Source organism: Microbacterium sp. A94, assembly GCF_051842855.1.
Taxonomy (GTDB): Bacteria; Actinomycetota; Actinomycetes; order Actinomycetales; family Microbacteriaceae; genus Microbacterium.
The window spans coordinates 631973-657924 of record NZ_JBPXMU010000001.1 but is presented as its reverse complement, the minus strand read 5'-3'; the positions used below and the strand labels follow the sequence as shown (position 1 = coordinate 657924).

Annotated in this window: 25 protein-coding genes and 1 tRNA gene; 15 read left to right on the top strand and 11 right to left on the bottom strand. The window is 63.3% G+C overall.

Annotation, left to right across the window (positions count from 1 at the left end):
• The first annotated feature begins 29 nt into the window (after positions 1–29).
• Entirely contained in the window at positions 30–992 is a 963-nt protein-coding gene (locus tag ACSU1L_RS03325) for a DNA topoisomerase IB (protein WP_439254710.1), read from the top strand.
• Here the strand turns inward: ACSU1L_RS03325 and ACSU1L_RS03320 are convergent, their stop codons facing one another.
• The 4 genes from ACSU1L_RS03320 to ACSU1L_RS03305 all read right to left on the bottom strand — a co-directional run bounded on the left by ACSU1L_RS03320 (position 993) and on the right by ACSU1L_RS03305 (position 4616).
• Positions 993–2246: a sugar ABC transporter permease gene (locus tag ACSU1L_RS03320; RefSeq protein WP_439254709.1), complete on the bottom strand. Its 1254-nt coding sequence runs from the start codon at positions 2244–2246 to the stop codon at positions 993–995. It abuts the gene before it with no gap.
• The gene (locus tag ACSU1L_RS03315) at positions 2243–3040 is read right to left on the bottom strand and encodes an ATP-binding cassette domain-containing protein (protein ID WP_438254731.1); all 798 of its coding nucleotides are present in this window, start codon (positions 3038–3040) and stop codon (positions 2243–2245) included. The genes ACSU1L_RS03320 and ACSU1L_RS03315 overlap by 4 nt, the downstream gene beginning before the upstream one ends.
• A 102-nt stretch (positions 3041–3142) precedes the next feature.
• Complete coding sequence (locus ACSU1L_RS03310; RefSeq protein WP_439254708.1) at positions 3143–4249, bottom strand: ABC transporter substrate-binding protein; 1107 nt, start codon at positions 4247–4249, stop codon at positions 3143–3145.
• 163 nt (positions 4250–4412) lie between these two features.
• On the bottom strand, positions 4413–4616 hold the full coding sequence (locus ACSU1L_RS03305) for a cold-shock protein (protein WP_036279545.1): 204 nt from the start codon (positions 4614–4616) through the stop codon (positions 4413–4415).
• 294 nt (positions 4617–4910) lie between these two features.
• Here ACSU1L_RS03305 and pepN point away from each other — a divergent pair, with 294 nt between their 5' ends.
• Entirely contained in the window at positions 4911–7403 is a 2493-nt protein-coding gene (gene pepN, locus ACSU1L_RS03300; RefSeq protein ID WP_439254707.1) for an aminopeptidase N, read from the top strand.
• Positions 7404–7410: 7 nt separating this feature from the next.
• Here the strand turns inward: pepN and ACSU1L_RS03295 are convergent, their stop codons facing one another.
• Positions 7411–8049 (bottom strand): MBL fold metallo-hydrolase, encoded by a 639-nt coding sequence (locus tag ACSU1L_RS03295; RefSeq protein ID WP_439254706.1) that lies wholly within the window; start codon positions 8047–8049, stop codon positions 7411–7413.
• A gap of 156 nt (positions 8050–8205) precedes the next feature.
• On the opposite strand from ACSU1L_RS03295, the gene ACSU1L_RS03290 reads away from it, so the two are divergent.
• Both ACSU1L_RS03290 and ACSU1L_RS03285 read left to right on the top strand, forming a co-directional pair.
• Positions 8206–8278, top strand: a tRNA-Glu gene (locus ACSU1L_RS03290).
• A gap of 141 nt (positions 8279–8419) precedes the next feature.
• A complete protein-coding gene (locus tag ACSU1L_RS03285) occupies positions 8420–8854 on the top strand; it encodes a hypothetical protein (RefSeq protein ID WP_438254725.1) in 435 nt (144 codons plus the stop codon).
• 20 nt (positions 8855–8874) lie between these two features.
• Here the strand turns inward: ACSU1L_RS03285 and ACSU1L_RS03280 are convergent, their stop codons facing one another.
• Genes ACSU1L_RS03280 through ACSU1L_RS03265 form a run of 4 tightly spaced genes read right to left on the bottom strand, consistent with a single transcriptional unit; the run spans position 8875 to position 12301 of the window.
• Positions 8875–10125, bottom strand: coding sequence for an MFS transporter (locus tag ACSU1L_RS03280; RefSeq protein WP_439254705.1), 1251 nt, complete (start codon positions 10123–10125; stop codon positions 8875–8877).
• Positions 10125–10673, bottom strand: coding sequence for a helix-turn-helix domain-containing protein (locus tag ACSU1L_RS03275; protein WP_438254723.1), 549 nt, complete (start codon positions 10671–10673; stop codon positions 10125–10127). The genes ACSU1L_RS03280 and ACSU1L_RS03275 overlap by 1 nt, the downstream gene beginning before the upstream one ends.
• Before the next feature lie 60 nt (positions 10674–10733).
• Positions 10734–11747 (bottom strand): DUF4349 domain-containing protein, encoded by a 1014-nt coding sequence (locus ACSU1L_RS03270; RefSeq protein WP_439254704.1) that lies wholly within the window; start codon positions 11745–11747, stop codon positions 10734–10736.
• Positions 11744–12301 carry an RNA polymerase sigma factor gene (locus ACSU1L_RS03265; protein ID WP_439254703.1) on the bottom strand — a complete coding sequence of 186 codons (558 nt, stop codon included), beginning with the start codon at positions 12299–12301 and terminating at the stop codon, positions 11744–11746. The genes ACSU1L_RS03270 and ACSU1L_RS03265 overlap by 4 nt, the downstream gene beginning before the upstream one ends.
• Before the next feature lie 112 nt (positions 12302–12413).
• Here ACSU1L_RS03265 and ACSU1L_RS03260 point away from each other — a divergent pair, with 112 nt between their 5' ends.
• From ACSU1L_RS03260 to ACSU1L_RS03225, 8 genes are all read left to right on the top strand, one after another.
• Positions 12414–13253: a hypothetical protein gene (locus ACSU1L_RS03260; RefSeq protein WP_439254702.1), complete on the top strand. Its 840-nt coding sequence runs from the start codon at positions 12414–12416 to the stop codon at positions 13251–13253.
• Between the two features lie 187 nt (positions 13254–13440).
• Positions 13441–14457 (top strand): TerC family protein, encoded by a 1017-nt coding sequence (locus ACSU1L_RS03255; RefSeq protein WP_438254718.1) that lies wholly within the window; start codon positions 13441–13443, stop codon positions 14455–14457.
• 153 nt (positions 14458–14610) lie between these two features.
• Positions 14611–16080, top strand: a complete 1470-nt coding sequence (gene leuC, locus ACSU1L_RS03250; protein WP_439254701.1) for a 3-isopropylmalate dehydratase large subunit — start codon at positions 14611–14613, stop codon at positions 16078–16080.
• A 2-nt stretch (positions 16081–16082) separates the two neighbouring features.
• The gene (leuD, locus tag ACSU1L_RS03245) at positions 16083–16703 is read left to right on the top strand and encodes a 3-isopropylmalate dehydratase small subunit (RefSeq protein ID WP_438254715.1); all 621 of its coding nucleotides are present in this window, start codon (positions 16083–16085) and stop codon (positions 16701–16703) included.
• Between the two features lie 77 nt (positions 16704–16780).
• On the top strand, positions 16781–18148 hold the full coding sequence (gene murA / locus ACSU1L_RS03240; protein WP_438254714.1) for a UDP-N-acetylglucosamine 1-carboxyvinyltransferase: 1368 nt from the start codon (positions 16781–16783) through the stop codon (positions 18146–18148).
• A 5-nt stretch (positions 18149–18153) separates the two neighbouring features.
• Positions 18154–18909, top strand: a complete 756-nt coding sequence (locus ACSU1L_RS03235; protein ID WP_439254700.1) for a lysophospholipid acyltransferase family protein — start codon at positions 18154–18156, stop codon at positions 18907–18909.
• Positions 18899–20032 carry an NAD(P)H-dependent glycerol-3-phosphate dehydrogenase gene (locus ACSU1L_RS03230; protein WP_438254711.1) on the top strand — a complete coding sequence of 378 codons (1134 nt, stop codon included), beginning with the start codon at positions 18899–18901 and terminating at the stop codon, positions 20030–20032. The genes ACSU1L_RS03235 and ACSU1L_RS03230 overlap by 11 nt, the downstream gene beginning before the upstream one ends.
• On the top strand, positions 19938–21026 hold the full coding sequence (locus ACSU1L_RS03225) for a D-alanine--D-alanine ligase family protein (protein ID WP_439254699.1): 1089 nt from the start codon (positions 19938–19940) through the stop codon (positions 21024–21026). Before ACSU1L_RS03230 ends, ACSU1L_RS03225 begins: the two co-directional genes overlap by 95 nt.
• Positions 21027–21039: 13 nt before the next feature.
• Here ACSU1L_RS03225 and ACSU1L_RS03220 read toward each other — a convergent pair whose 3' ends face one another.
• Positions 21040–21555, bottom strand: coding sequence for a DUF3515 family protein (locus ACSU1L_RS03220; protein WP_438254709.1), 516 nt, complete (start codon positions 21553–21555; stop codon positions 21040–21042).
• Positions 21556–21578: 23 nt separating this feature from the next.
• On the opposite strand from ACSU1L_RS03220, the gene thiL reads away from it, so the two are divergent.
• Positions 21579–22571 carry a thiamine-phosphate kinase gene (gene thiL / locus ACSU1L_RS03215; RefSeq protein WP_439254698.1) on the top strand — a complete coding sequence of 331 codons (993 nt, stop codon included), beginning with the start codon at positions 21579–21581 and terminating at the stop codon, positions 22569–22571.
• Here thiL and rsmD read toward each other — a convergent pair.
• A complete protein-coding gene (gene rsmD / locus ACSU1L_RS03210) occupies positions 22541–23119 on the bottom strand; it encodes a 16S rRNA (guanine(966)-N(2))-methyltransferase RsmD (RefSeq protein ID WP_439254697.1) in 579 nt (192 codons plus the stop codon). The two genes, thiL and rsmD, sit on opposite strands and share 31 nt — an antisense overlap.
• A gap of 44 nt (positions 23120–23163) precedes the next feature.
• Between rsmD and ACSU1L_RS03205 the strand changes: the two genes are divergently transcribed.
• Positions 23164–25344 (top strand): ATP-dependent DNA helicase RecG, encoded by a 2181-nt coding sequence (locus tag ACSU1L_RS03205; protein ID WP_439254696.1) that lies wholly within the window; start codon positions 23164–23166, stop codon positions 25342–25344.
• Positions 25345–25403: 59 nt separating this feature from the next.
• The gene (coaD, locus tag ACSU1L_RS03200; protein WP_438254703.1) at positions 25404–25901 is read left to right on the top strand and encodes a pantetheine-phosphate adenylyltransferase; all 498 of its coding nucleotides are present in this window, start codon (positions 25404–25406) and stop codon (positions 25899–25901) included.
• Positions 25902–25952: the final 51 nt, after the last annotated feature.

Genomic DNA, 25952 nt, shown 5'->3' with positions numbered 1-25952 from the left:
GTCGTCATCAGCGTTGGTACGGTCATCGCATGGTGATCACTCGTGAGTGGATCGACGGGGATGCGGTCGACCGGGACGGTGGGCGCCGCATCCGAAGCAAACGTGAGATCAAGCGCATAGATTCTCTCGCGATTCCGCCGGCCTGGTCCGATGTTGAGATCGCGCGTTCGCCGCGTGCCAAGGTGCTTGCTCGGGGCATTGACGACGCCGGACGCACACAGATGATCTACAGCCCGGCCTTTCGGCGCAGGCAGGAGAAGAAGAAGTACGCACGGATCCTGCGTTTCGCCGAGCGTCTGCCACGGCTGCGTAAGCAGGTCGATCGAGACATGCGGCGACGTCGGCTGAGTGAGGACAAGGTCGTCGCCTGCATTGTGAAGCTGATCGATCAGGAGTTCTTCCGGGTCGGAGGGGCCGAGTACGCGCGCAAGCACGGGCATTACGGCGTCACGACGCTGCACAGCAAGCACACGGAGATCACCTCGAAGAAGGTCACTTTCGATTTCGTCGGAAAAAGCGGCGCCCGGCACGTCAAGACCGTGCGCGATCCGCAGATCGTCCGTGTGATCCGCCAGCTTGACGAGATGCCCGGGTACGAGATCTTCCGGTTCTTCGACGAAGACGATGTCATCCACAATGTCGACAGCAAGCGTGTCAATTCCTATGTGCACAAGCACATGGGCGCGGAGTTCTCGGCGAAGGATTTCCGCACGTGGGGCGGTACGCTCCTGGCGACGTCAGCGCTGCTTGCCCGCGAGAGTACAGCGGAGGTGGATGCTGCTGCCATCCGCGATATCGTCGCCGATGTTGCGGAACGGCTCGGCAACACACCGGCAGTTACCCGGGACTCCTATATCGATCCTCGCGTGTTCAGCGCCGTCGAGGACGGTGTGACGATCCCCGAAGTTCGACGAGCTATGACCCGAATGCGTCCACGAACCTATCTCACCGTCGAAGAGCAGTGCGTGCTGCGGATCTTGCAGAAGCGCTGATCATGCACGTCCGTGCGTCGTGCGACTGCGGCGAGACGCCGCATCCAGCATGACTGCGAGAAGCAACACCGCGCCGGTGATCATGTACCGGAACGAAGAATCGAGATTCATCAACGTCAGCCCGCTCGAGATGGACTGAATCACGATGATGCCCAGCAGCGCGGCATAGGCGGATCCGCGCCCGCCGAACAGGCTCGTTCCGCCGATGACAGCTGCCGCAATCGCATTGAGGTTGACATCTCCGGTGCCGCTGCTCTGCGCGGCCGCTGCGAGTCGTCCAGCAGCGAGCATGCCACCGATCGCTGCGAAAGACGAGGCCAGCATGAACACCGACATGTAGATCCAGTTCACGTTGATTCCCGCCCGGCGGGCAGCCTCACGGTTGCCGCCGACGGCGTAGACCGAGCGACCCCACTTGGTGCGCGTCAGCGCGTACTGCATGACCAGCACGAGGCCCACGAAGAAGACGAACATCCAGCCGATGCCACGGCCCTGATTGAGGTACCAGACAGCGAGCAGCAGCAGAACAGCCAGGAGTGCGGTCTGGACGACCATCATCTGCAGCGACTTCGTGGAGAGGTCGGCCTTCCGTCGTGTGCGGGCAGCGAAGAACTGGTAGCAGAAGAACGCCGCGGCAGTCAGCGCGATGAGCGTGTACGACAACCAGGCAGGCACGAAGGCGAGCTGCCCGAACCAGACCAGGAACGAGTCATACGGGAGGTTGATGGTTCCATCAACGCCCAACACCCACAGTTGCAGGCCAAGGAAGCTCAGTAGCCCCGCCAGAGTGATGACGAATGAGGGCACCCCGAAGCGGTTGTAGACGAAGCCATAGATGAAGCCGACAGCGACGCCGACGGCGACCGCCGCGAGAATCGCCAACATGATCGGCCACTGCATATTGACGAACGTGACGCCGAGCACCGCTGCTGAAAGACCACTCACAGATCCTACGGACAGGTCGATTTCTCCCAGCAGCAGCACGCATACGACACCGAGCGCGATGACACCGACGGCGGCAGACTGCATGAGCAGGTTGCCGAGGTTTGCGGGGGAGAGGAAGACCGGGTTCAAAAACGAGAAGATCCCCCAGATGATCACCAGCCCGGCGATAACCGGAAGAACACCGAGGTCACCCCCGCGCACGCGGTCGATCGCACTGCTTACTGCCCCGCGGAAGCCGGTGCGCTGGATCAGCCGCTCATCCTGGAGGTCGGTCGCGATGGAGTTGGTAGCCATATCGATGTCGCTCATGCGTCGGCTCCGTTCTGTGTTGCTCGAGCAGCAGCCCGGCGTGTGACGACGTTGTCGCTGGCACCGGTGATTGCAGCGATGATCTCGTCCGAGGACACATCTCCGACGGCGAACGTGCCGTTGTTCTTCCCCAGTCGCAACACGGCGACTTTGTCCGCCACTGCCTGCACGTCCGCCATATTGTGGCTGACCATGATCACAGCGAGGCCATTCTCACGCAGACGCTCCACCAGGTTCAGCACCTCGGCAGTCTGAGCGACTCCGAGGGCAGCGGTCGGTTCGTCGAGGATGATGAGCTTCGGGCTGCCGAGCAGCGATCGGGCGATGGCGACAGTCTGGCGCTGGCCACCCGAGAGGGATGCCACCGGGATCCGCACCGACGGGATCTTTGCAGACAGCTGCCGCAGCAGCTTCCACGACTGAACCTCCATCTCGACCTCGTTGAGTTTCCAGGCGTTGATCTCGCGACCGAGAAACAGGTTTTCGACGACGCTGAGGTTGTCGCACAGCGCGAGATCCTGGAACACGGTGGCAATTCCCAGCTGCAACGCGGAATCCGGCGTCGGAATGGTCACATCGGATCCGGCGAACGTGATCGTCCCGGCCGTTTGGCTGTGTACACCAGACAAGATTTTTACGAGCGTTGATTTTCCGGCACCGTTGTCACCGACGACGGCGACGACCTCGCCGGTGTGCACATCGAGATCGATGCCCGTGAGCGCGGCTACCGCGCCAAAATTCTTGCTGATGCCGCGCAACGAAAGTACGGGCGAATCAGTGGAAGGTGATGTCATGGAAGCCTCTTTTCCGGCGAGGGCGGCGAGATTGCTGTGGAGCGCGTCAGAGCCGGTCCCGTGCGTTTGCAGCAGCGAGACCGGCTCTGCGCGTATCGACGGCTACTTTTCGATACCCGCCGCAGTGCACGCTTCAACGTACTCATCAGTGCACACCTGGTCGTAGGTGTAGATGCCGCCGTCGAAGATGACTTCCTTGACGTTGTCGAGCGTCACAACCTCAGGAACGAACAGCTGCGAGGGAGTGTCGAACAGCTCAGTGCTGGCTTCCGGAGTCTCACCGTTCATGAGCTGTACGGCGATCTCGGCAGTCGCCTCAGCGACGATGCGGATCGGCTTGGAGATGGTGTTGTACTGATCGCCCGCAATGATGCGCTGGATAGCCGCGATCTCGGCGTCGTTGCCGGTGACCGGCGGTACGTCCGTGATTCCAGCGGCCTTGAGAGCGGCGATGGAGCCTCCGCCCGTGCCATCGTTTGCGGCGACGACGCCGAGGATCTCATCGCCGAACTGCGCAACCTGACCGGAAACCCAGTCCTGGGCCTTGGCCGGCACCCAATCGGGGGTGTCGAAGGACGCGAGAACGGTGAAATCGCTCGCCTCGATGGCTTCGACCGAGCCCTCCTTGATAAGCATGGCTGCCTTGTCCGACGGCGAGCCATTGACCATGAGCAAGCCGCCCTCGGTCACGCCTTCGGATTCCAGATGCGCGACAAGGTCGGTTGCGATGAGTGAACCGATCTCCTTGTTGTCGAAAGAGACGTAGTAGTCGGCCGGTACGTCCACGATCGGGCGATCGTAGGTAATCACCTTGATCCCGGATGCCTGCGCACTGGTGACGATGGATGCCGCAGCCGTGGTGTCGACTGCGTCCAAGACGATGACCTTCACGCCCTGGGCGATAGCGGACTCTGCCTGTTGTTGCTGCTTCGTCGCGTCAGCATCCGCGTTCTGGTAGATGACCTCGCAGCCGTCACAGAGTTCAGCAACCTTCGCCGCGAAGAGCGGGTGGTCTTGCTGCTCGTACCGTGTGGATCCGCGATCCGGCATGAGAAAGGCGATGCTGCCGGAACTGGCTGATTCCCCGCCGCCACCATCGCTGCCGCCACCGGATTCTTCGCCTCCCGAGGCGCAACCGGGTAGGGAGAGGAGGAGCGCTGAGGCAAGCGCAATACCAAAGAGGGACTTTCGCCCGTGGGACATCTTCATTGAGGCTCCTTCGCAGGACTGCTGTGTCAAGGGGACTCGACGAGCGTATCTTTGGAGCACATCAGGGCATTGGCGACGCTCATAAGAGCGTTAATTTTGCCGGAAACGCCGAAGGCCCGGTTCCCACGCGAGGTGGGAAACCGGGCCTTCAGTTTGTTCTAATTCAGAGCGCGTTGATGTTCGTCGCCTGGGGGCCCTTGGGACCCTGCTCCGTGTCGAACTCGACCTTCTGTGCTTCCTCGAGGTTGCGGTGTCCGCTGCCCTGGATCGCGCTGAAGTGCGCGAAGACATCGGCGGATCCGTCATCGGGAGCAATGAAGCCGTAGCCCTTGTCGGAGTTGAACCATTTGACAGTGCCAGTGGCCATGCTGTGTTTCCTTTTTTGTTCGTGGGCCGAGCATCGACCCGTTATGCCTCGACGATGTTCGGCTCGGCAGCTTAGGGGGCTCTCAGGGTGGCGGCGATTGATCGCGGCACTACTCATCTGAGTGCGTGAGGTAGACGGTGGAAGGTGATCGAGTGGCCACCATGCCAATGAGGCAATCGGACCGATGAATACGCGGAGATTCCGGGTGCCATCGTGAATGTGTCAACTCAGCTTAGCGGATTCTGCCGAGTTTCTGTTCACAGCGATGAGACTGAGTCGTGAAACGATGGTCTGATGAGCTCCGCGAATCTGAATAGAGACGAGACGGCCGCGCGATCCGCGAACGTCACAGTGCACGCTATCCGCGTCGAACTCGACCTGCGCGAGGCCCCAGATCAGGCCAGATCAGGTTTCACCACCAGCTCCACATTGGTGTTCGACGCCACAGTCTCTGAGACGTGGATTGATTTTATCGGCGAGTCGGTGCAGCGCGTCACGGTCAACGGTGTCGAACAGTTGGTCGCGTACGACGGTGCACGGATCGCCATCGCCGGCCTTGAATCCTCTAACACCGTCGTGATCGAGGCAACGGGTGCGTACAGCCGATCCGGCGAGGGACTTCACCGGTTCGTCGACCCTGTCGACGGGGAGACCTACCTCTATACGCAGTATGAGCCGGCCGACTCCCGCCGGGTGATGGCCTGTTTCGAACAGCCCGACATGAAGGCGGCCTACACGTTCGTTGTGCATGCCCCGCTGGGCTGGCACGTGCTGTCGAACCAGAGCGCCGTCGCTACGACCGACCACGCTGATTCCCAGACGGTTGAGTTCGCCCCAACGCTTCCGCTGTCGAGTTACATCACCTCGGTTGCCGCTGGACCGTATCACCGGGTAAACGCGACTTGGACGCGTAACGAACAGACGATCGAGCTCGGAGTTCTGTGTCGTCCGTCGCTGGCGGCATACCTCGAAGAGGATGAGATCATCACGGTCACTCGGCAGGGACTCGATTTCTTCTCCGACGCCTTCGCATTCCCGTACCCCTGGGGCAAGTACGACCAGATCTTCGTACCCGAGTACAACCTGGGCGCTATGGAGAATCCCGGGCTGGTCACCTTCACCGAGGCCTATCTCTCTCGTGGCGCTGCGACAGACGCGCAGCGTGGTGCGAGAGCGAACACCATTTTGCACGAGATGGCGCACATGTGGTTCGGCGACCTCGTCACGATGCGCTGGTGGGATGACCTGTGGCTGAAGGAATCGTTCGCCGATTACATGGGCGCGCATGCCTCGGCTGTCGCTACCCGGTACACGGACGCCTGGGTACGCTTCGCTGCGAACCGCAAGGCTTGGGCGTATCAGCAGGATCAACTCCCCACGACGCATCCGATCGTCGCCGACATCACTGATCTCGAAGCGGCGAAGCTGAACTTCGACGGCATCACCTATGCGAAGGGAGCGGCCGTCCTCAAACAGCTCGTCGCTTTCGTCGGCGAAGAGAACTTCTTCGAGGGTGCCCGCCGGTACTTCGTTGCGCATGCCTACGGCAACACCACGCTTGAGGATCTGCTCGTCCAACTGGAGGACGTATCGGGCCGCGATGTGCGCGCTTGGTCGCGCGCCTGGCTTGAGACGAGCGGAATGTCCACACTCTCGCTCGAGACGGACGCGGATGGCGCTCGGATGCTGGTGCAGACGGATCCGCGTCCGCACCGTCTGCGCGTGGGCCTGTACGACCTCGTCGACGGCCGTTTCGCCCTCCGTGAGAAGGACGAATTCGACATCGTCGAGGAACGCACGCCAGTCGACTTCGATTCCGCTGATCTCGTGTTGATCAATGACGATGACCTCACCTACGCCAAGGCGCGATTGGATGAGCGCTCACTCGCAGCGGTGGAAAACGGCCTGTCTACGCTTGACCCGCTCCCGCGTGCGCTCGTGTGGTCTTCGCTGTGGAATGCGACACGCGATGGCGATCTGTCGGCGGTGCGGTATCTCGGTATCGTCGCAGCTCACGCACCGCGTGAGGAGAACATCGGCCTCCTCAGCGGGGTGGTTGCGAATGCTGCGTATGCCGTCGGTCATTTTGTGCCGGATGCCGTGCGAGCCCAGCACCGTCGCGCCTGGCTGACGAGCACATGGCAGGCGCTGCAGGAGGCGGAACCCCGCAGTGACGCTCAGCTGTCGTGGGCGCGGGCGTTCGCTGCGGCATCCGCCTATGACGATGGCTACGCCGAGCAGGCGCGGGCGCTCCTCGCCGGGGAAGCGCCACTCGGCCTCGTCATTGACCCCGACCTGCGCTGGGCGCTGCTGACTTCGCTGCGCACCACGGGTCATGCGACCGGGGAAGAAATCTCGGCCGAACTTGATCGCGATGAGACCGCCAGCGGCCGCACCGCGTCGCTGCGTGCCCTCTGGTCGAAGCCGATCGCCGCGTCGCGCGGCACAGCGTGGCATGCGGCCTGGGAGGATCTTTCGCTGACCAACGATCACCTCAGTGCGGTGATCAGTGGTGTGCGGGCCGGTGGCCGCCGCGACCTCATCGCGAGTCTCGACGAGGACTACTTCGATCGAATCCTCGGAGCCTGGCGGGATCGCAGCATCGAGCTCGCTCGGCGTCTCGTCGTGGGCTTGTTCCCCGCATCCGATGATCTCTCGCTCGTTGACGGATGGCTGGCGGAGAACGACTCGGCTCCGGCGGCGCTTCGCCGACTCGTCATCGAACAGCGCGATCATCTCGCGCGCGACCTGCGTGTGCGAGCGGCTCAGGCCCAGTTGCCCGGCTAGAGATCGTTCAGAATTCGAGCGAATCACCCGGGTTGAGTTCGAAGAACTCGCCGCCATACTGCTCGGTCGACCACTGCAGACGTTCGCGGTGCATCCGGCGACCCGCTTCAGAGAGCGTCATGTCATGCACGCCGAAGGCACGGCGCGGCCTCACCTCGAGGACGAAGTCCATCGCTTCGCCGATCTTCAGCCAGGGAGCGCCGAGCGGGGCGGCGAGCACATCGACATCGACGCCGACGGGAACAGCGTAGGAATCACCGGGGTAGTAGAGCATGCCGTTGACCAGCACACCGACATTCTGAACCGCGGGCAGCGACGAGTGGATGACGGCGTGCTCGCCGCCGAAGAACTGCAGCGTGAACGCGCCCGCGGACACAATGTCACCGGGGGTGACGACAGTGATGTCATAGTCACCGGCGGCCTCGGCTACGCCGGCGGGGGCGAAGACAGGGATGCCGGGAACCGCGGCGAGGATGCGATCAAGATGAGCTGCAGTCCAGTGATCGGCGTGCTCGTGCGTGATCACCAGCGCGACGGCATCGGAAAGGTCATCCAGAGGCGAGGTGAAGACACCAGGATCGACGATCAGGGTGTCGCCGTCGTGTTCGAGACGGAGCGTGGCATGTTCGTGTTTTGTGACGTGCATAACGCTGAGTCAACTCCTTTCCCGCGCGGGCGGCAAACCCCGATCTCGCGGAGACTCGCCCGAGAAACTCCGTCGGGGTGTCTCGATTTGGCGGAGCCGAAATCCTCGTGGCATACTTGTCTAGTTGTCGCGGGACGGAAACGCTCCGCAAGACCTGGCCCCATCGTATAGCGGCCTAGTACGCCGCCCTCTCACGGCGGTAACACGGGTTCGAATCCCGTTGGGGTCACAACACAGAAAACCCCCGGCATGCCCGGGGGTTTTCGCGTATCTCCCGTCAAGCCGTCAGGAATCGAGAAGCGGCCTCGGATGTCGCGTCGTAGCGTGGGTGTAGAAGCACAGAACCACCACGACGAACGAGGAGAGCGAAATGGCTGACAAGACCGCAGGACTGTCCCAGGACGAGCGAGACGCTGTCAAGGAGCGCGCAGCAGAAGTGCGAGCGCAAGAAAAGTCTGGAAAGTCACGCGCGGCGGGGGAGAAAGCGATCCGCGAGGCTATCGCGGCGATGCCTGATGATGACCGCGCACTCGCTGAGGGAATAGATCGCATCGTCTCTGAGGTAGCGCCCCACCTCATGCCGAAGACCTGGTACGGATTCCCGTCCTACGCCGACGCTGATGGCAAAGTCGTCGTCTTCTTCAAGGCTGCTTCGAAGTTCACCACTCGCTACGCAACGCTGGGTTTTGAGGAATCGGCGAAGCTGGACGACGGCGACCTCTGGGTGACATCGTTCGCCCTTCTTGCGCTGACACCGGACACCGAGAAGACGATCGCCGAACACATCCGCAAGGCTGCCGGCTGAGCAACCGCGGGGGAGCGGCTTCAGGCAGTTCCCTGCGAAGCCGGCGTGCGCAGCGATATCTCACGAAACGCCGGATTTCGCAGCGGCAGGATCATCAGCAGGGCCATTGCTGAACCGTAGACCGCAAACGGCACCCACAGCGCCGTTGCCGACGCCAACGCGCCGAACGCGGCCATGGCCAGGGGCATCAGCACGTCATCGCCGAGCCGGGTGAGGGAGCCCATTCGTCCGAGATACGACGGATCAACGGTCGCGGCGAAAGTGGCACCGAGGAGAACGGATGCATATCCGGCGGTCGCGCCGATCGTGAAACTCGCTGCGCCGACCGACCAAGCGGGACCGATCCCGAGCGCCACGATGCCGATTCCCTGCACGACCAGTGCGGCGAATCCGGCTCGCGCCTCACGTTTCGGGCGCCACTTCGCCACCGATACCGCCCCGAGCGCAGCGCCGAGGCCTAGCAGCCCCTCGAAGATGCCGACGGCCGATGCACCCCAGCCCTCGTCATGGGCGCGCAGCGCGATGCCGATCGCAATGGCCGGACCGCTCGCAAGGTTCAAGCCAGACACCGCAATCACGAGCGTGCGGGTGGTGGGGGCGTTGCGCAGATGGGCGAACCCCTTTTGGATGCCGCGCAGCGCCGATTCTTTGTCTGCTCGAGGCAGAGCGAACCGGGGCCGCAACCAGATGGCGATGAACGCGACGACCACGGTGAAAGTTAGCGCATTCACCGAGGCGCTGCCGACGAGCCCCATGGCAGCGACGAGGAAGCCACCGGCCGCCGCACCTGCCATCGTTCCCAGACGCGATGCGGTCTGCATCACGGCGGTGTATGACGGAAGATCCGACGTCCGCACCAGTTGCCGTGCAATCGTGCCGGCGGATGGCTCGTAGAAAGCGTCGCAGGCGCCGAATGCGATGGCTGCGAGCAACAGAATCAATACGGATGGCGGAGATGCCAGCACCCACAGGGCAACGGTGATGAGCACAACCACTCGAATGCTGTTGAACAGCATCATCACGTGACGAGAGTTCGCACGATCGGCGAGGATCCCGCCGAACAGCAGGATGACAGCTCGCGGCAGGGTGCCCGCAGCCACGATTAGGCCCGCAATGGCCGGGCTGGTGATCTGCACGGCTGTCCATGCCAGGGCGATGGTCCACACCGCATCGCCTGCGTCCGAGAGCGCCTTTATGCCGATCCACGCATGAACGGCGCGATCTCGAGGAAAGCGTGGCGGCTCGCGAAGAAGCAGAGGCTCGGCGGTCATCACGGCTCCGTGGGAAACGCTCGCGCGAAGAAGAAGACGGGCGTGCGTTGTTGCCCGTCTTCGAGATCGACGCTCTCGCGCCACTGTTCCAGCAGGAGTCGCACGCGGTTCGAGAGATCGGTGAGCTCCTCCGGTGTCGCCCACCCCAAGTTCTCCATATTGAAGGCGTCGTAGTCTTTGAGCTCAGCGCGCTGTCGACGCTTGTACCAGCGTTGCAAGCGCTCGATCTGCTGCCGGATACCGGTTCGCTCGGCCTCGCGCGCAAGAAGCGCATCGGCGGGCGAGTCCTCGAAGTCATCGGTCGACCAGGTGAATCCGCTCCTCGCGACTTTCCACCAGCTCGTGCGCTTGTCGCCGTGGGGATCAGTGGCGCGTTCGACGACGCCTGCGCGCTCCAGCATCCGCAGATGGTGGCTGATGCTGCCGACCTGGCTGTCCAGGACGCGTGCTATCGCCGTGACCTGCGAGGTTCCGTAGAGCAGTAGAAAGTCGAAGATGCGTCGGCGCAGCGGGTGGTGCACAGCAGTGATTACGGAGATATCTTCCACAATCCACAACGCTAGATGCGGTCTGCGAATCTCACAAGACTTCTTGTATACCCCGGAAAATCAGGCTTCTGGCGACTTCCCGCGCCGCCGGCGCACCAGCCAGATGACCAGAACAACGACGCCAGCGACGGCGAGCCACGGCAGCAGGAACCCGAACGCGATCACGAGTGCGTTCAGCGAGACGATCAGTCCGTTCCAGCCCGCGAGCAGGCCATCACCGAATCCCGCGGGATCGGCTGTGGTGGCAGTAGTAGTGCGGGTGAGTTCGACCTGCAGCGAGGACATCGCCACCTGATCGTCCAGAGCTGCCAATTGCTGCTCGTAGGACTCGAGTTGGGCCTGGCGCTCGGACAGCGCCACTTCGGCCTCGATGAGCTCGGAGAGAGTTCCGGTGTTCGACATGAGTTCCGTCAGGCGCTCAACAGAAGCACGAGTCGCATCCACCCGCGCCCGCAGATCGATCGCGGTCGAGGTTACATCCTGCTTTGAGACGGATGACGACAGCACGGTGCCGGACTCAGCCAGCTCTTCGATGACCGTGGCCAGATCTGCAGAGGGAACTCGGATCCCGATCCACCCGTATTCGGATTCGGGAGGCGCTTCGACGGAGGTTTTGTCCGTGACCGGCGCCGAACGGATCTCTGTCGTCTCCACATATCCGCCGTGCGTATCGGCGAGCGCCGCGATAGCGTCCGCAGCATCCCGGATATCGGCGACCTGGAGTGTTGCGTTGGCAGTCTGGATGATCTCACGGCCCGAGTCCTCGGCGACTGCCTGGTCGACCTGCGCGGATGTCGTGGCCGAGTCGGCCGCGGATTCGGGCATCGCTCCGCCGCTGGCGGTCATCGAGGTACCAGAGTCAACGATGTCGAGGATCGGCGGTGCGACAAGGATGCCGGCGGCGAAGGCCGCAGCGATACCCAAGCCGGTGAGCCACCGGCGTCGACGCGAGCGTGCAGCTGATGGTTGAGTAATCGGTCGCTTGGCGGTTATCTCTGCGAACACGGCATCCTCGATTCTGGCGATGCTCTCCGGTGACAACTCGGGGAGTGTGGGCTGGTCTTGTGGGTTCATGCGTCTCTCACTTCCTCAACGGCGCCGCGCATCCGCGTGCGCACTCGGGAGAGACGGTTGCGAACAACAGCGTGACTGACGCCGAGCTCGGCAGCTGCAGCCTCATACGCGTATCCCTCCGACGCGCACAGGCGGAAGATGTCCTGATCCAGGGCGCTCAGAGTCCCGATCTCCTTCGCGATCCGGTCGGCAAGCGCCGCCGTGATGACCTGATCCTCGACGTTCACCGTGTCGGCGATCGTCTCATCGGCAGCATCCGTTGTGTGCAGTTGATCGCGTCGTTTCTGGCGCAGCCGGTTTGCCGACTGGAACCGGCAGATCGTAGCTAGCCACGGCAGGATCGACTCGCCGGCGAGCTGCAGGTCCGGCAACTTTCGCCAAGCCGTGACGAAGGTCTCCTGGGTCACGTCTTCGGCGTCGACGGGGGAGTTCAGGATGCTGTGGGCGATCCAGTAGACCGGGCGAACGTGCGCGCGATACAACAAGCGAAAGGCGCTCTCATCACCTGTCGCTGCCCGTGCGGCCAGTTCCTGATCCTCAGATCGCTCTGACATCTGGCTCCTTTCGGTGTCTCTCACTAGAGAGTGTCGGCGAATGCGTCATCGTCTCAGAATCATTTCTTGCCCGGGCGCGGACGTCCAGCTGTCATGGTGCACACTGGCAGATATGAGGATGCTTCGACGGGTCGCGGCCGGAGCAACCTGTGTCTTTGCCCTTGCGCTCACCGGGTGCACATGGTCTGAGGATGCCAGTGCGAATCTCTGCGCGGAGGACCTCGTCGTCGCATGCGAAGGAGGCGACGGCTGGCTCTCGGTGACGATCGGGGATGATGCAGACGCGCAGGAAACCCTCGCCTTCGCGCGCCGTCTGCATTCGGCAGGTGCATCCGAGAATCTGACCGCCGGTGTCACCCTCCAGCGGGAGACCGCGGATGCTCGCCAACTGGACCCCGAGGTTGAAGCCCCCGCGCTATGGAAGCTGACCGTGTACCCGGCAGAAGAAACGGCGGTCGAATCCGATCTGACCGGGATGCTTGCCGTGGCCGATGTGCCCGGGGTGCGGGGGATCGGCGTCGCCGACGGTTGGCCCTATGTGCGCGTTTCAGACCTTGAGCAGTTCGATGACGTGTTCATGTCGGTGTCTTCCACGCTCCTGTTCGAGCATGGTGGCACGTACACGTTGTTCGCGCTCGAGGAGAGGCTCAGGATCGTTCACGTTCCCAGCCGCACCGCCGACGTCGCAATCCTTGAAGTCATCGATCTGGCACGCAGCTACCCCGCCGCTGAAGTCCTCTTGGAAGCGCCTACGGCTGGGCCGCAGTACCCGACGCTATATGTCGCGCGCCTGACACCGGAACAGGTACATGACATCGATGCTCGACTGCGTCAGCCGCACCTGGCCGGCGCAGACGTTGATGGGTACCCGGTGGAGTTCGTGCTCGGTTCGATCGGGCCCGATGGTGTGACGTACACAGGTGGGACGTTTGGGGACGTCCCACCGAGCTGAGGGGTCTGCGCAGCGTTCCCAGTGCGGGCGTGCCTCAGGTAGCATTGCTGAGGCGAGAGGGAGTATCCCAGTCCGCGCGTATCGTCATCACGAGCACCATCAAAGTTGCTCCGGGCGCGCGACGCACTCAGTGCGGGGGAGAGACTTTCGGCACTTAATCGACCCTCGCGAAAGGTGCTGAGCACTTTTGAACATCCCTGTCTGGTTTGAGATCACCGCATTGGCGGTTCTGGTCGTCGTCCTCATCGGCGACCTGCTTCTGGTGCGCCTGCGACCGCACATCCCCTCGACAAAGGAATCCAGCCTGTGGGTCGCCTTCTACGTCGGCCTCGCTCTGATCTTCGCCGTTCTGCTCTACTTCATCGCCGGCGGTCAGTTCGCTAGCGAGTTCCTCACCGGCTGGGCGCTGGAGTACAGCCTGTCGATCGACAACCTCTTCGTGTTCGTGCTGATCATGGCGCAGTTCTCGGTCCCGAGGCGCCTGCAGCAGCAGGTGCTGATGGTCGGAATCCTTATCGCCATCGTCCTGCGCGGTATCTTCATCGTCGCCGGCGTCGCGATCATCGAGAACTTCTCTCCGATCTTCTATATCTTCGGAGCCTTCCTGATCTGGACAGCAATCCGCCAGGCCATGCCGGAGGGAGACCACGAAGGCGAAGCCAAGCGCGAGAACTTCATCGTTCGTCTGCTCCGTCGTCGCATCGACATCAGCGATGAGTACGACGAGGCCAAGCTGCGCACGGTCGTCGGAGGCAAGCGCATGTGGACTCCGATGATCATCGTGTTCGTGGCGATCGGTGTCACTGATCTGATGTTCGCGATTGATTCGATTCCCGCCATCTTCAGCATCACGCAGAACACGTTCCTCGTGTTCACCGCGAACATCTTCGCTCTGATGGGTCTGCGTCAGCTCTACTTCCTGCTCGGCGATCTGCTCGATCGTCTGCGGTACCTGCACTACGGCATCGCGGTCATCCTGGGGTTCATCGGGGTCAAGCTGATCCTGCATGCCATGCACGTCAACGAGCTGCCGTTCGTCAACGGCGGACAGCACATTGAGTGGGCACCGGACATTCCGATCTGGCTGTCGCTGACCGTGATTGTCGGCGCGATGGGTATTGCCACCGTTGCCAGCCTTATCGCCTCGGCAAATGACCGACGCCGGGCGCCTGAGCAGCTGCATCCCGAGCCGCCCACACACTGATCGTCATGGTCCCGACCACCCGTCGCACCGGTGTAAACTGACCGGCATGCGGCGGGTGGTTCTTCTTCTTAGCGGCCGCGACGAGACCTCGAACTAGGCCTCCTCGTCGCGGAGTTCAGCGCGGCCGAACCACCGACTTCTGGAGATATCAACATGACCTCAGCTGATACTGCTCATTCGAGCGGCCCACGCACACTCGCCGAGAAGGTCTGGGATGACCACCTCGTCGTCAAGGGCAACAATGGCGAACCCGACCTCATCTACATCGACCTGCACCTCGTGCACGAGGTGACGAGCCCGCAGGCCTTCGATGGTCTGCGTTCAGAGGGCCGACCGCTGCGCCGTGTCGACCTCACGATCGCGACCGAGGATCACAACACTCCGACGCTCGAGATCGACAAGCCCATTGCCGATCTCACCAGCCGCACCCAGATCGAGACACTGCGCCGCAACGCCGCAGAGTTCGGTGTGCGCCTGCACTCGCTCGGCGACGCAGAGCAGGGCATCGTGCACGTCGTCGGACCGCAGCTGGGTCTGACCATGCCGGGTATCACCGTGGTCTGCGGTGACTCGCACACATCCACGCACGGCGCATTCGGAGCCATGGCCTTCGGCATCGGAACGAGCGAAGTCGAGCACGTCATGGCGACTCAGACTTTGCCGCTGAAGCCCTTCAAAACGATGGCGATCACCGTTGACGGCGAGCTCAAGCCCGGTGTCAGCGCGAAGGACATCATTCTCGCCGTGATCGCCAAGATCGGCACCGGCGGTGGCCAGGGCTACGTGCTCGAGTTCCGTGGCAGTGCGATTCGCGCGCTCTCCATGGAGGGGCGCATGACGATCTGCAACATGTCGATCGAAGCGGGCGCCCGCGCCGGCATGGTCGCCCCGGACGAAACCACATTCGCCTATCTGCAGGGTCGTGCGCACGCTCCCGAAGGGCAGGACTGGGAGGATGCCGTCGCCTACTGGCGTACGCTGCCCACCGATGACGGCGCGACCTTTGACGCCGAGGTCGTCCTCGATGCGAATGAACTCGAGCCGTTCGTGACCTGGGGCACCAACCCTGGCCAGGGCAGCTCGCTTTCTGCGACCGTGCCGAATCCTGCAGAGATGTCAGACCCCAACGAGCGAGTGGCTGCGCAGCGCGCTCTGGAATATATGGACCTCATTCCCGGGACGCCGTTGAAGGAGGTGCCGGTAGACGCCGTGTTCATGGGCTCCTGCACGAACAGTCGTATCGAAGACCTCCGCGCGTTTGCGTCAGTGATCAACGGTCGTAAAAAGGCAGACGGCGTGCGCGTCATGGTCGTCCCCGGCTCCGCGCGCGTCCGCTTGGAAGCCGAGGCCGAGGGGATCGACCAGATCGTCAAGGACTTCGGTGCGGAATGGCGTTTCGCCGGTTGCTCGATGTGTTTGGGAATGAACCCTGATCAGCTCGCCCCCGGCGAGCGTTGCGCTTCCACCTCGAACCGAAACTTCGAAGGTCGGCAGGGCAAGGGCGGCCGCACCCACCTCGTGTCTCCGCTGGTGGCAGCAGCCACTGCGGTTCGTGGCACACTGTCCAGCCCGAGCGATCTGTTGGATTCGCCGGTCGCCGAGTCTATCGAAGCGGGAGTCTGATCATGGAAAAGTTCACCACTCACACCGGGATCGCCGCACCGCTGAAGCGTTCGAACGTCGACACGGACCAGATCATCCCCGCGGTGTTCCTCAAGCGCGTGACCAAGACCGGTTTCGAGGACGCGTTGTTCCACGCCTGGCGTCAGGACCCGGAGTTCGTACTCAATCAGCCGGCGTTCCACGGAGCGTCCGTGCTCGTCGCCGGTCCTGACTTCGGCACCGGCTCGAGCCGTGAGCATGCCGTCTGGGCGCTTCGCGACTTCGGTTTTGCCGTTGTGCTCAGCCCGCGCTTCGCAGACATCTTCCGCGGCAACTCGGGCAAGCAGGGGCTGCTCGCAGCAACGATCTCCGAAGAAGACCTCGAGCGCATCTGGGCAGCGATCGATGCGAACCCCGGCATGTCGATCACGGTTGATCTTGAGGCACGCACGGCGACGGTCGGTGACCCGGCTGAAACCTCAGACGCGGCTTTCCAGGTCGAGATCGGAATCGACGATTACACTAGATGGCGGCTCCTCGAAGGGCTCGATGACATCGGGCTCACGCTGCGCAACGAAGACAAGATCACGCAGTTCGAGGCCCGCCGCGAGTCGTGGCGGCCACGTACGCTCCCTGTCCGCTGACACGGAGCACACCGTGAGCCTGGGGCATCCGCTCCAGCGGCTGAGCCGCGACCGTGAATGTGAAGTGAGGCCCTCGAATGACCACAACCGTGCGCGCTGAACTTCAGGATGGAGTTCCTGCTTTGACCGGAGACGTACTGGCGATTCGAGGCGGCCGACCGCTCCGGGGTCGTGTCGATGTAACAGGCGCGAAGAACCTCGCGACGAAAGCCATGGTTGCCGCTCTCCTCGGAGAAGACGCCAGTGTTCTTCGGGACGTGCCCAACCTCAGTGATGTTGCCGTTGTGCGCTCGCTCCTCGAGGTTCACGGTGTGCGGGTCACCGAGGGTGACGAAGCAGGTTCGCTGCGTCTGGACCCGAGCGACGTCGAATCTGCTCACATGGAAGAAATCGACGCACACGCCGGTGCCTCCCGCATCCCGATCCTGTTCTGCGGACCACTTCTTCATCGGCTCGGTCAGGCATTCATCCCTGACCTGGGCGGATGCCGTATCGGCGACCGCCCGATCGACTTCCACCTTGATGCACTCCGCAAATTCGGCGCGGTCGTTGAGAAGCTTCCCAGCGGCATCCGCCTATCGACGCAGGGCGGGCGTCTGCACGGTGCGAACATCCACCTCCCGTACCCGAGCGTCGGCGCCACCGAGCAGGTGCTGCTCACAGCAGTGCGCGCCGAAGGTGTCACCGAACTGCGCAACGCCGCCATCGAGCCGGAGATCATGGATCTCATCGCGCTGCTGCAGAAGATGGGCGCGATCATCTCGTACGAGCCGAACCGTGTCATCTTCATCGAGGGGGTCGAAAAGCTTCGCGGATACGATCACCGCTCGATCTTCGATCGCAATGAGGCTGCATCCTGGGCTTCGGCAGCTCTTGCCACCGACGGGGAGATCTTCGTCGGCGGTGCGAAACAGCCAGAAATGCTGACCTTCCTCAACGTCTTCCGCAAGGCCGGCGGCTGGTTCGACATCCAGGAGGACGGCATCCTGTTCCGACGCGATGGCGAGATCCGTCCTGTCGTGGTGGAGACCGACGTGCACCCGGGCTTCATGACTGACTGGCAGCAGCCGCTGGTGGTCGCGCTCACGCAGGCGAACGGCCGTTCCATCGTGCACGAGACGGTCTATGAGAACCGGATGGGCTTCACACAGGCCCTCGTGAAAATGGGCGCCGATATCGTCGTCCACCCGCACGGACTGCAGGATGGACCGCGACGCGTGCCGCGCCGCGAACTGGAGCAGGCAGCGGTCATCACCGGTCCCACACCGCTGCACGGCGCAGACATCGTGGTGCCTGACCTCCGTGGCGGCTACAGCCATGTGATCGCAGCGCTCACCGCGCAGGGGGAGTCCCAGGTGTCGGGTGTTGACATCCTCAGCCGCGGATACGAGAACTTCCTCGCTAAGCTCGATGTGCTTGGCGCCGACTTCGACGTCGTTCGGTGACGCTGATGGGCTCTCGCTCATCTGAGAAGTCCCGCCCGAGCCTCTTTTGGCCGCTCGCGGGCCTCGTGGTGCCCATCGTTGGTTTTCTCGCGAAGATCGAGATTCGCGGCAAAGAGAAACTTCCTCAGAAGGGTGCCTTCGTCCTGGCTCCCAACCATTACTCGGAGTTCGATCCGCTCATCGTTGCTGTTGCTGTCTGGCGTCTCGGGCGTGCGCCGCGCTTCATGGCGAAAGAGAGCCTGTTCCGGATTCCTGTGGTCGGGTGGGCGCTGCGTAAAACCGGAATGGTTCCGGTGTCGCGCTCTGCCTCGGCCAAAGCCGCGAGAGAGACGATCGCGCAGTCGAAGGCTCTCGTCGAGAACGATCGCGGTGTCATCGTCTACCCCGAAGGCACACTGACTCGCGACCCGGATATGTGGCCGATGCGCGGCAAGTCCGGAGCGGTGCGGCTGGCATTGGCAGGCGACCTCCCGGTGATCCCGATGGCGCAGTGGGGCACCCACAAGATCATGGGCAGGTATCAGAAGGGCCTGAGTCTGTGGCCACCGCGCAAGCGAGTGCAGGTGCTGATCGGCGATCCCGTCGATCTGTCTGACTTGAAGGAGCACGCCAGCGAGTCGGCGGTTCTCACCGAGGCCACCAACCGGGTGATGAACGCGATCACGGCGCTGCTGGAAGAACTGCGAGACGAGAAGGCACCCGAGAAACGGTGGAACCCTGCCGATCACGGTCAGAAGGAGACGGGACGCCTTGACTCGTAAGAATCAGACCTCAGACGGTCCCCGGGTCACAGTCATCGGCGCGGGCAGCTGGGGTACGACTTTCGGCAAGATCCTCGCCGACGGCGGAGCCCAAGTAACAATGTGGGCGCGGCGGCCGGAGCAGGCTCTCGAGATCGCCGAGGGCAAGCGCAACTCGAAGTATCTCCCCGGAATCAACCTGCCCCGCACGATCACCGCCACTCACGAACTGGCCGCAGCGGTGGAGGGCGCCGAGCAGGTGTACCTCTCGGTGCCCAGTCAATCGCTGCGTGAGAATCTCAAGGCACTCCGACCACTTCTGACGAACTCGGATGCGCCGCTCATCAGCCTGATGAAAGGCGTCGAACGCTCCAGCGGCCTGCGTATGAGTCAGGTCATCGAGCAGGAGCTCGCCTGCGACCCGCTTCGCATCGCCGTCGCATCCGGGCCGAACCTCGCTCTCGAGATAGCCCGGGAACAGCCGACGGCAGCGGTGATCGCCTCGCTCAGCCAAGAGACTGCGGAAACCGTCGCCCGTGCCGCGCGCAACTCGTATTTCCGCACTTTCGTGAACACCGACGTCATCGGCACGGAGTTCGGCGGAGTGCTCAAGAACCTCATCGCCGTTGCCATCGGCATCGTCGATGGAGTCGGATACGGCGAGAACACGAAGGCCTCGATCATCACCCGCGGTCTCGTGGAGATGACGGACTTCGCCGTAGCTAACGGTGCGCAGCCGGAGACATTGCAGGGCCTCGCCGGCCTGGGCGACCTTATCGCCACCTGCCAGTCGCCGTTGAGCCGCAACAACACCGCCGGACGGCTGCTGGGTCAGGGATACGGGTTCCAGGACGTCGTCAAGCAGATGAACCAGACCGCAGAGGGTCTGGCATCCGTCGCCCCGATTCTCAAACTCGCACACGAGTCTGACGTGTACATGCCCATCGTCGAACAGGTGAAGATGGTGCTCGACGGGAAGATGAACCCCCGCGATATCGCACCGCACCTGACGACTGAAGACGACACTCCCCAGGAGGAGAGAACCAATCATGGACAAGCAGACGGTGGTGGTGCTCTTCGGCGGGCGTTCCAGCGAGCATTCCATCAGTTCCGCAACGGCGGGCGGAGTGCTGCAGGCGATTGATCGCGACCGCTACGAGGTCATCCCCGTGGGGATCACACGTGCGGGAGCCTTTGTGCTCGAAGCCGATGACGCAGCGAAGTTCGCCCTGGATTCCGCGCATCTGCCCGAGGTGATCGATAACGGTACTCGCGTGCTGTGGCCACAGCCAGAAGGCGACCGCACACTGCGTGTGGCACAGACCGATGGATCCGTCACCAATTATGGCGAGATCGATGTTGTGCTTCCGCTGCTGCACGGGTTGCACGGCGAGGACGGTGCTATACAGGGCTTCTTCGACGTGATCGGGGTGCCCTATGCAGGATGCGGCATCTTGGATTCCGCCATCTGCCTGGACAAGCACTTCACGAAACTCGCCCTGGCATCGGCCGGTATTGCCGTCGCACCCGGGCTGACGATTCGTCGTACGCAGTGGGAGAGCGATCCCGATCGCGTCCGCAGCGAGATCGCCGCCCTCGGGGGCATCCTGTTCGTCAAACCGGCCACCGCCGGATCCAGCGTCGGCGTTTCCTGCGTTGTCGACGGTGAGGGCCTGGACGAGGCGATGCGCATTGCATTCGACGAAGACGACAAGGTTCTCGTTGAGTCCAAGGTTGAAGGTCGTGAGATCGAGGTCGGAGTTCTCGCCGGACGCGACGGCGCATCGGCGCGCGCCTCGCTTCCGGGCGAGGTGGTCCTGACCTCGCGGAGCTTCTACGACTTTGAAGGCAAGTACCTCGGCGGTGATGGCGTGGAAATCGTCTGTCCGGCGGATGTCGACGACGAGCTCATCGCACGTCTGCAGGCAACGGCTGTTCGTGCGTTCGAAGCCGTGGATGGACAGGGCCTGGCACGGGTGGACTTCTTCGTGACGCCCAGCGGAGAGTTGATCGTCAACGAGCTGAACACGATGCCCGGTTTCACGCCGATCTCGATGTTCCCGAAGTGCTGGATCGCCTCCGGCCTCAGCTACCGCGATCTGATCACCGAGCTCGTTGAGCTCGGACTGGAGCGCTGACGCGCGCGGCGCTTCAGCCGTCCAGCAGTTGCTGGGTGTCTTCGTCCAGTTCGTCAGGTGTCGTGCATTTGCCGACGGCGGGGATAGCGGTGATTGCGCCGACCAGCGAACGTGAGCTGATCACGTCATTGGAGCTGACGGCACCGGTGTTGACGTAGAGCTGCACGGCGGGGTCGCGCCCGTAGGTGGTCAGCGTCAAGAACGGGGTAGCTGAGGAGTCGACGAGCCAGTCGACACCTTCCAGCGTGACGCACTGCAATTCGCTCGTGGGCGCGGGAACGGTCACCCCGCAGCGCAAGAGCACGGCCGAATCCTCACCCGGAGCGCCCCAGGCAGCAGTGGCCTGAGCATCGGTCCATCGGCGGTCGAGATCGGCAACGCTGCGGGCGTTGTTCAAACCAACCGATACCTCAGCGCAGAGCGGATTATTCGAGTCCGCGGCCGGCTCCAGGTGCACGGTCGTCGAGCATCCGCTCAAGAGCGCCGCTCCCAGCACAACGGAGGCGACGGCGGCAAAACGACGAGACATGATTCCAGGCTACCTTTGACAGCATGCGTTCCCACTCAGCTGATGACCCGCGCCTGGGCGATGTCTCCGAAGGCACGGTTCTGCGTGCCATTCTGGCCCGCACCCCGCGCGCGGCCGCCGCGATCATCGGACCCGGTGATGACGCGGCTGTCATCGCGGCAGCGTCGGGAACAGTGGTGGCGACAACGGACACGCTCGTACACGGTCCCGACTTTCGGTTGGCCTGGTCCAGCGGTTACGACCTGGGCTGGAAATCAGCCGCCGTCAACCTTGCGGACATCGCCGCGATGGGTGCTCGGCCGACCGCGCTGCTGGTCGCGCTGGCCGTTCCGCGCGATATGCGTGTGTCGTTCGTGGAGCAGATGGCGGACGGGCTGCGCGCAGCCTGTGAGGCCCTTGCGCCGGGGTGCGCGGTGGTCGGCGGCGATCTGACGGTCTCTGATGTGCTGACGGTCGCCGTCACGGCGCTCGGCGATCTGGAGGGGCGGGATGCTGTCACACGAGGGGGCGCACGCGTCGGGGACGTCGTCGCCGTAGCCGGCGAGCTGGGGCATGCTGCCCGCGGACTCGCGGTGCTGTTCGGGAAGTTCCGCGATCAGGGCACACCGATTGCCGTGGTCACGTCCCAGTTGGCAGCAGGGGAGCGGTCCGCGTTGGATGCCCAGCTGCGCCCGGCACCGCCGATCGGGCTGGGCGTCATGGCATCCGTCGCCGGTGCGACCGCGATGATGGACATCTCTGATGGGCTTGCGCTGGATGCACGGCGGCTTGCCGCGGCATCCGATGTCACGCTCGATCTGGTGCGTTCTGCGCTGGGCGAGGATGCGCTGCTGGCACTGGCTGGCGGCGAGGATCACGCACTGCTGGCAACGTTCCCACCGGGCGTGTTGCCGCCCGGGTTTCGGATCATCGGTTCCGTGCGCGAGCGCGTGGACGAGGGCGTGCTGTGCGACGGCGAGCCGGTGGACGTTAGTGGCTGGGATCCCTACCGTGACTGGGACTCGACGACGGGCTGAGCCCACCACAGCGCGGTGTCACCGTAGGGCTTCTCACGGAAGACTTCGAGCCCGGCGGCTGCGACATCAGGCGCTGTCGCCCGTCGTGCACGCTCGATGACGACAACAGCGTCTTGCGACAGCAACGGCGAAAGTGCGATGAGATCGGCGGTCATCGCCGCATCGTCGAGATCGTAAGGCGGGTCGATGAAGACCAGGTCATAGGGACCGGCGGCCCGAGACAAGAACGCCAGCACAGCAGTTTCGTGAACATGCGCGACGGTGCCGGTGACGGCCTTGCTCACCGTCGCGATATTGCGGCGGACAATGGATGCCGCAGAGCGCGACCGCTCGACCAGCTCTGCACTCACGGCACCGCGACTCAGCGACTCCAGCGCGAGTGCTCCGGACCCGGCATAGAGATCGAGCACGCGGGCACCGGCGATGGCGTCCGCTGACTCGAGCGCACCGAACAGCGATTCACGCACGCGGTCGCTGGTGGGGCGAGTGCCCTTTCCCGGCACCTCGAGGCGGAGGCCGCGCGCGGCGCCGGCGATAATTCTTGTCACCCGTTCAGCCTATGGCTGTCCGGGGCGTTCTCTAGACTTCAGACATGGTCTTCTCTCTCACCTCGAGTCTGTCCGACGCCATCGGTCCGGCCGCCGCGAAGAAGATCGAGCGTGCCTTCGCAATGACCACGGTGGGGGATCTCCTCGGTCACTATCCACGGCGCTACGCCGATCCCGCAGAGCTCACTCCGATCCTTGACCTGCCCGTGGGTGAGACGGTGACGATCGTTGCAGAGGTGCTTTCCGCGACGGCACGTGGCATGCGAAACCGCCCCGGGGCAATGACCGATGTGATCATCGGGGATGGTAATGGTCGCGTGTCGTTGACGTTCTTCGCCAAGAATCTGAAACAGGCGGAGTGGCGGGCAGGCGAGATGCGTCGCGGACGTCGTGGGGTGTTCTCCGGCAAAGTCGGAACGTACAACGAGGTCACCCAGTTCGCGCACCCGCAATATGAACTCTTCGACGACGACGAGAGCGCGCAGGCACGTGCTGACGACAGAGCGCATCGACCGATCCCGATCTATCCGGCAACCTCTGCTGTCTCAAGCGGACAGTTTCGTGAACTCGTGGAGGCGGTGCTGCCAAAGCTCGGCGAGGTTCCTGACCCGCTCACGGATGAAGTGCGACGGCGCGAGCAACTGCTTGACGCCCGCACAGCGCTGGTGCAACTGCATCGTCCGCAGAATCTCAACGAAGTCGACCCGGCGGTGCGCACAGTGCGTATGCACGAGGCTCTCGTGCTGCAAACAGCGCTGCTGCAGCAGCGGGCTGCCGTTCGCGAGCTGAGCGCGACGAGCCGGGATGCGACACCCGGCGGATTGCTCGAGCGATTCGATGCGGCGCTGCCGTATACGCTCACACCCGATCAGCAGACTGTCGGCGAGCAGATCGCGGCAGATCTCACCGGCAGCTGGCCGATGAATCGGCTCGTCCAAGGAGAAGTCGGCTCGGGTAAGACCCTGGTCGCGCTGCGGGCGATGCTGCAGGTTGCCGAGACCGGTGGCCAGGCGGCGCTGATCGCGCCCACCGAAGTGCTGGCTTCCCAGCATCTGAGATCAATAACACGGATGCTGGGGCCACAGCTGGCACCCGAGGTCATGCCGACGCTCCTGACGGGGCAGATGTCAGCACCGGAGCGCCGGAAAGCCGCGCTGCGCGTTGCGTCCGGGCAGTCACTGATCGTGGTCGGAACTCACGCTCTGCTGGGGGATAAGACCACCTTCGCTGATCTGGGACTCGTGGTCGTCGATGAGCAGCACCGTTTCGGCGTCGAACAGCGCGAAGCACTGCGAGCCAAAGGATCGAGCCCGCACGCACTGGTGCTCACCGCCACGCCTATTCCTCGCACCGTCGCGATGACTGTTTTCGGTGATCTGGACACCTCGGTGATCCGGACCATGCCTGCCGGGCGCGCCGGGATCGAGACATTCGTCGCCCCGTTGGCGGAGCATCCTGACTGGTTCCGTCGGGTCTGGGATCGGGCGGCTGAAGAGGTCGCACAAGGACGGCAGGTATTCGCCGTGTGCGCGGCGATCGATACGACCAAGAAGAGCAGCGGCGAAGAGGACGCGGCCGCGCTCGTCCCCACCGAAGAAGGCGCCACGGGGCCGCGCTGGGGAGTTGTGCAGTTGGACGAGGCGCTGGCGACCCACCCAACGGTCGGACAACTCAGGCGCGCGGTTCTGCACGGCAAGATGCCTGCCGATCAGAAGGATGCCGTGATGCAGGCGTTCGCCCGCGGCGAGATCGATGTTCTGATCGCGACGACGGTGATCGAGGTCGGTGTCGACGTTCCGAACGCCTCCACGATGATCGTGTTGGATGCTGACCGTTTCGGAGTCTCACAATTGCACCAGCTTCGCGGACGGGTCGGCCGTGGCGAGGTACCGGGATTGTGCCTGCTGGTGACCGAGGCCGAAGCCGGGTCGCTGGCCCGCGAGCGGGTTGAAGCCGTAGCTGCGACCCTCGATGGCTTCGCCCTGGCTGAAGTCGACCTCGAGCTGCGCGGAGAGGGCGATGTACTCGGTTCTACGCAGTCCGGCGTGCGCTCGTCGTTGCGCCTGCTGCGCGTGGTCAAAGATTCCCAGCTGATTGCCAGGGCCAGAGATCTCGCCGAGCAGATCCTCGAAACAGACCCGCAGCTCGCATCTCACACAGGACTGCGGGAGGTCATCGCGCAGCGCGTGACGGAGGACGATCGGGCGGCTCTGGCGAAGAACTAGATCGGCAACGTGCAATAGGCTGACCTCATGCGACGTACTGAGCGTTCGAAGGAGTCGAAGTGAGCAGCCGGATCGCCGTTGTCCCAGGTTCGTTTGACCCACCCACGCTTGGTCATCTTGATGTGATCAGACGAGCAGCGAAGCTCTATGACGAGCTGCACGTGCTGGTGGTGCACAACCCCGGCAAGCAGGCGATGCTGCCGCTTTCACAGCGAATGTCGCTGCTTGAGCAGTCCATCGCCGAAGAGGGGATGGGAGGCAACATCGTGGTGGATTCCTGGAGCATGGGTCTCCTGGTCGACTACGCCCGAAACGTCAATGCGGGCGTGCTGGTCAAGGGCATCCGCTCACAGATAGACGTCGCCTACGAATCTCCCATGGCCATCGTGAACCGACACCTCGCTGACATCGAAACAGTCTTCCTGCTGCCCGATCCCTCGCACGCGATGGTTTCGAGTTCCCTCGTGCGCCAGGTCGCGGCACTCGGTGGAGATGTGGCACCGTTCGTGCCGCGGGCGGTCGCTGCGTTCCTCGACACCGGCGCACGCGGACTGTGACCTGTCCGCGCGGGTGACAGTGCCGTTCCTGGCATCCGCCGGTAACATGAA

Bases quoted from the DNA above. Each gene is read 5' to 3' on its own strand.
- leuC (WP_439254701.1), top strand. From the start codon at position 14,611: ATGACCTCAGCTGATACTGCTCATTCGAGCGGCCCACGCACACTCGCC.
- leuD (WP_438254715.1), top strand. From the start codon at position 16,083: ATGGAAAAGTTCACCACTCACACCGGGATCGCCGCACCGCTGAAGCGT.
- ACSU1L_RS03235 (WP_439254700.1), top strand. From the start codon at position 18,154: ATGGGCTCTCGCTCATCTGAGAAGTCCCGCCCGAGCCTCTTTTGGCCG.
- ACSU1L_RS03305 (WP_036279545.1), bottom strand. From the start codon at position 4,616: ATGGCCACTGGCACTGTCAAATGGTTCAACTCCGACAAGGGCTACGGC.
- ACSU1L_RS03315 (WP_438254731.1), bottom strand. From the start codon at position 3,040: ATGACATCACCTTCCACTGATTCGCCCGTACTTTCGTTGCGCGGCATC.
- pepN (WP_439254707.1), top strand. From the start codon at position 4,911: ATGAGCTCCGCGAATCTGAATAGAGACGAGACGGCCGCGCGATCCGCG.
- ACSU1L_RS03280 (WP_439254705.1), bottom strand. From the start codon at position 10,125: ATGACCGCCGAGCCTCTGCTTCTTCGCGAGCCGCCACGCTTTCCTCGA.
- ACSU1L_RS03320 (WP_439254709.1), bottom strand. From the start codon at position 2,246: ATGAGCGACATCGATATGGCTACCAACTCCATCGCGACCGACCTCCAG.
- ACSU1L_RS03310 (WP_439254708.1), bottom strand. From the start codon at position 4,249: ATGAAGATGTCCCACGGGCGAAAGTCCCTCTTTGGTATTGCGCTTGCC.
- thiL (WP_439254698.1), top strand. From the start codon at position 21,579: ATGCGTTCCCACTCAGCTGATGACCCGCGCCTGGGCGATGTCTCCGAA.
- ACSU1L_RS03295 (WP_439254706.1), bottom strand. From the start codon at position 8,049: ATGCACGTCACAAAACACGAACATGCCACGCTCCGTCTCGAACACGAC.
- ACSU1L_RS03270 (WP_439254704.1), bottom strand. From the start codon at position 11,747: ATGAACCCACAAGACCAGCCCACACTCCCCGAGTTGTCACCGGAGAGC.
- ACSU1L_RS03285 (WP_438254725.1), top strand. From the start codon at position 8,420: ATGGCTGACAAGACCGCAGGACTGTCCCAGGACGAGCGAGACGCTGTC.
- ACSU1L_RS03220 (WP_438254709.1), bottom strand. From the start codon at position 21,555: ATGTCTCGTCGTTTTGCCGCCGTCGCCTCCGTTGTGCTGGGAGCGGCG.
- ACSU1L_RS03225 (WP_439254699.1), top strand. From the start codon at position 19,938: ATGGACAAGCAGACGGTGGTGGTGCTCTTCGGCGGGCGTTCCAGCGAG.
- murA (WP_438254714.1), top strand. From the start codon at position 16,781: ATGACCACAACCGTGCGCGCTGAACTTCAGGATGGAGTTCCTGCTTTG.
- ACSU1L_RS03265 (WP_439254703.1), bottom strand. From the start codon at position 12,301: ATGTCAGAGCGATCTGAGGATCAGGAACTGGCCGCACGGGCAGCGACA.
- ACSU1L_RS03325 (WP_439254710.1), top strand. From the start codon at position 30: ATGGTGATCACTCGTGAGTGGATCGACGGGGATGCGGTCGACCGGGAC.
- ACSU1L_RS03260 (WP_439254702.1), top strand. From the start codon at position 12,414: ATGAGGATGCTTCGACGGGTCGCGGCCGGAGCAACCTGTGTCTTTGCC.
- ACSU1L_RS03205 (WP_439254696.1), top strand. From the start codon at position 23,164: ATGGTCTTCTCTCTCACCTCGAGTCTGTCCGACGCCATCGGTCCGGCC.